The organism is Rhizobium aureum (assembly GCF_030182495.1).
GTDB lineage: Bacteria > Pseudomonadota > Alphaproteobacteria > Rhizobiales > Rhizobiaceae > Rhizobium > Rhizobium tropici_C.
Map to the genome: position 1 here is coordinate 1 of NZ_JAQJCI010000041.1, position 3,174 is coordinate 3,174.

Consider the following 3,174-nt stretch of genomic DNA (forward strand, 5'->3'; position numbering starts at 1 on the left):
CCGGGGCCGCGATCCGGTTGATGCCGACATCGATGACGGTGGCGCCGGGCTTGATCCAGTCGGCCTTGACCATCTCCGGACGGCCGACGGCCGCCACCAGAATATCGGCACCCCTCGCGACCGAAGCCAGATCCTTCGTGCGCGAATGCGCCGTCGTGACCGTCGCATTGGCAGAAAGCAGCAATTGCGCCATCGGCTTGCCGAACAGGTTGGAGCGGCCGATGACGACGGCATTGAGACCCGACAGGTCCTCGCCGTGGATCGAACGCACCAGCAGCATGGCGCCGGCCGGCGTGCAGGAGATCAGCCCGGTTTCGAGATCACCGGTCGCAAGCTTGCCGGCATTGACCACATGCAGGCCATCGACATCCTTTTCCGGCTTGATCGACTGGATGATCGCATCGGAGTTCAGATGCTTCGGCAGCGGCAGCTGCACGAGAATGCCGTGGATGGACGGATCGTCGTTCAGCGAGGCCACGAGCCTTGCCAGTTCTTCCTGCGTCGTCTCGGCCGGCAGCGTGTACTGGACCGACTTGAAGCCGCATTCCCTAGCCATCTTGCTCTTGGAGTTCACATAGGCGTGGCTGGCCGGATCGTCGCCGACGATGACGACGGCAAGCCCGGTCTTCACACCGGCCTCCGCTTCAAGCCCAGCCGCCGCAGCCTTCACGGCCTCGATCACCGAAGCGGCCGCTTGTTTCCCGTCGATCACTGTCGTCACGCTCGTCTCCCGATCATGAATTCGCTGGCAATCTACAGACCATCGGCCCGGCATAATTGCCTGCTAACGCCCTATGGTGTCTGAAAGCGGTAATTGCAAGGGAAAACGATGGGAGATCAGCCGCGGTCCTGATTCCTGCGCACCGCGTAGGTCTCGACCTTGGCACGCAGGGATGCAAGTTCCTGCTGAATGCGGCCCCACTCGTCCGCAAGGTCGAGCCGGCCTGCGATTTCGGGGGTAGCCGGCAGCGGCTCAGCCGCGATAGCGGGCAAAGGCGGAAGCGATGTGTCGCTATCCTGATGGAAAGAAGGAAGGGCTGGCATGACGCTATCGTCAGCCACATGGCCTTCCGCGGCTTCGGCACCGCTCAGCCACTTGCGCAGGAACACCGCGCCAAGTGCCATGCCGAGGGCGGCCAGGAAACCGATTGCCTGATTGCTCGCGAGATGATCATCCAGCGGGAGAGCCGATGCGACGGCGTGCGAGATCAGCGTCAGCGGCTGTTTGGCTTCCGGCACCGACAGAGCGGCATTCTGCTGATCGGCCTCAAAGCGGCTCTGCGCGACGGCCACGGCTTCCTGCAATTGCCCAAGGCGGATGACGTCGACATCGATGCTCTTCTGGCTGAGGCCCGTCATCTCAGCCGAAAGAGCCGTCTGCTTTTCGAGGGCCGCCTTCACATCGGCGTCGCTGCTGACGACGAGCCGCTGCAGTTGGCTGCGGATGTCGGCGGCAAGATCATCGACCGTCGCCTGCTGCGCAAGCAAGCGGGGATGGCGTGGACCAAGCTGCGTCGAAAGCTGTGAAAGCTGGGTCCTGGCGGCACTATAGCGGCTGCGCAGATCATCGAGGCCGGCGGATGCGACATCGCCCGACAAGGCGCCACTCAGCACGGAGGCCGGCGTGGCCGACCTGACCGATGCAAGGCGAGATTTGGCCGCGCGCAAGGCCAGCCCGGCTGCCTTTATTTCGCCGTCCAACAGCTGACGCTGCTGCTGGAGCGCCAACGCCGCCGCGATCTTGTCCTCGCCATAATGCGTCTTGAACTCGGCCAGGGCCGCCGATGCGCGATCGAATTCCTTGCGGCTGCGGTCGGCTGCCGTCTCGACCTCGAGCGACGTGCCAGCGGCCTTTGCGACGGCGGCATCATAGAGGGTGGCGACAGCGAGGCGATTGGCAATATCGGCCGATCTGGTGGGATCGCCGCTGGTCACGGTCAAGCGCAGCAGACCCGTCTGGCCATCGATGCCGACAGCGATGCCCTTGCGGAGAGCCGCCTGGGCGCGCGAGGGCGCATCGGATGCGTTGCCGTTGCCGGACAGGAGCTCGACGGCAATGCCGAGAGCACCCGCCCGGCTGCCGGTAAATTCCGGATCGCGATCGAGCTTCATCCTGGCGACGACATCGGACAGCACGGACGGTGCGACAGCACGTTTCGCTGCGACGTCCAGCAACGTCCGGCGGCCGCTGCCCTCGCCTTCCGCATGCAGAACTGCCTGCGACATATAGAGCGGCGGCGGTGCGAGCAGCGTCGGGACAGCCGCGCCCGCCAAGGCGGTTGCAATGATGAAACCGAGAGAGCGGACACCGAGAGACCAGCGACCGATGCGCGGCCTATGCTCGGCCAGATCGGGGATCGCAGTCTGCGGAGAGAGTTCCGGCATGCCTTCGAGCAGGTCGGGCACGAATTCCAGCAGATCGGGCACGGGCTCCGATGCTGGCTCCCGCATTTGTTGGGGCTCCGCGCGGCGGAACGGCGGAATGCTTTGGGGGTACCCGGCAGGCCGATGGTCCGGCGACCCCGCCTCCACCGATCCCCTTCGTCCCGAGACCGGATAAGGATGGCCATCCAGCGCCCTGCGCAGGATGGCGCGCAGCTCCGCATCGCGCGGATCGTCGGAATTAGCCGCTTGCAGATGGGCTGTACGGCGCAAGCTATCGTCGCCCCGAGAAGGAGAAACATGCCGGCCCGATCCGCGCGATACCTCGAAGGTTTCCGCATCGTCTCGGTAGAATCCGGGCCTGGCTTTGCTTTCAAACATGGCGGGCTATCTCGCGCACGTGGTCGGAGACCAATGCAATGGTTAACCCACTCTAAACTTTCATGCCAAAGAAAGAGTTAACGCCGCGTCCGCGAATAGGCGAGCGCTCGGCATTATGGGATGGCCCGCCCTTTCACCCAGCATCGAGTACAATGCTGATATCGGGAAAGGGAAAGGACCAACCAATGTCTATTGCTATTCTTGGAATTGATTTGGGCAAGAACTCCTGCAGCGTGGTCGGCGTCGATGCGGCGGGAGCTGTGGTCGTTCGTCGAACAATGCGTCGACAGACGCTGATCGACTATGTTGTGAAGCTTCCTGCTTGTGTGGTTGCGATGGAAGCATGCTGCGGCGCGCATCATCTCGGTCGGCGGTTTGCGGAACAGGGTCACGAGATCCGTTTGATGTCGC

The 3,174-nt window shown here is 63.5% G+C and carries 2 protein-coding genes and 1 pseudogene; 1 reads left to right on the forward strand and 2 read right to left on the reverse strand.

From position 1 onward, the window contains the following. Both PH552_RS33575 and PH552_RS33580 read right to left on the reverse strand, forming a co-directional pair. Positions 1-721, reverse strand: a 721-nt coding sequence (locus PH552_RS33575; protein WP_285166722.1) for a tetrahydrofolate dehydrogenase/cyclohydrolase catalytic domain-containing protein, incomplete at its 3' end; no start/stop codon positions are given. A gap of 116 nt (positions 722-837) precedes the next feature. Beyond that, the gene (locus tag PH552_RS33580) at positions 838-2,763 is read right to left on the reverse strand and encodes a GumC domain-containing protein (protein WP_183765875.1); all 1,926 of its coding nucleotides are present in this window, start codon (positions 2,761-2,763) and stop codon (positions 838-840) included. A gap of 185 nt (positions 2,764-2,948) precedes the next feature. Between PH552_RS33580 and PH552_RS33585 the strand changes: the two are divergent. Further along, positions 2,949-3,174, forward strand: a pseudogene (locus PH552_RS33585) (IS110 family transposase); the annotation flags it as partial.